The following is a 589-nucleotide window of genomic DNA, read 5'->3' on the forward strand; positions in this document are numbered from 1 at the left end:
CCTCGGCGTCACGCTGTGGGAGGGCGGGCGCCTGCTGGCCCGCCGCGCCCGCCACGCCTTCGCCCCCGGCGAGGCCGCCGCCGCCGCCTTCACCCCTGGCCCGGCGCCGGGGCCGCTGGCCTTCCGGGGCCTGCGCCTGGGCGTGCTGGCCGGGGCGGAGGCGGCGGAGCCGGCCCTGGCCGAGACCCTGCTGGAAACCGGCGCCGAGCTTTTGCTCGTGCTCCCCGAGACGCCCTTCCTGCGCCAGCCGGAGGACCGGCCGGTGGACCTCGCCGTGCCGCGCGTGGTGGAGACGGGGCTGCCGCTGCTCGCCCTGGCGCCGCTCGGCAGCGATGGCGGGGCGGTCTTTCCCGGCGGCGCCTTCGTGCTGGATGCCGCGCGCCGCCTCGTGGCGCGGCGGGCGGAGTTCGACCCCACCCCGCTGATCGCCCGCTGGGCGGAGGCCATGCCGGAGGGCGGGCCGCCATCTCCCCCGTCCTCTCCCCTGCCACCCCCCGCCACGCCGGAGCAGCGGCTGTGGCGCGCCCTGGCCCTGGCCCTGCGCGCCGCCGTGGCGGAGGCCGGGGCGCCCGGCGTGGCGCTGCCGCCC

Annotated in this window: 1 pseudogene; it reads left to right on the forward strand. The window is 81.3% G+C overall.

Features of this window, described 5'->3' with window-relative positions:
* Positions 1-589, forward strand: a pseudogene (locus tag NON00_RS24650) (NAD(+) synthase); the annotation flags it as partial.

It is taken from the genome of Roseomonas sp. GC11, from assembly GCF_024437745.1.
In the GTDB taxonomy this organism is placed as follows: Bacteria; Pseudomonadota; Alphaproteobacteria; order Acetobacterales; family Acetobacteraceae; genus Pseudoroseomonas.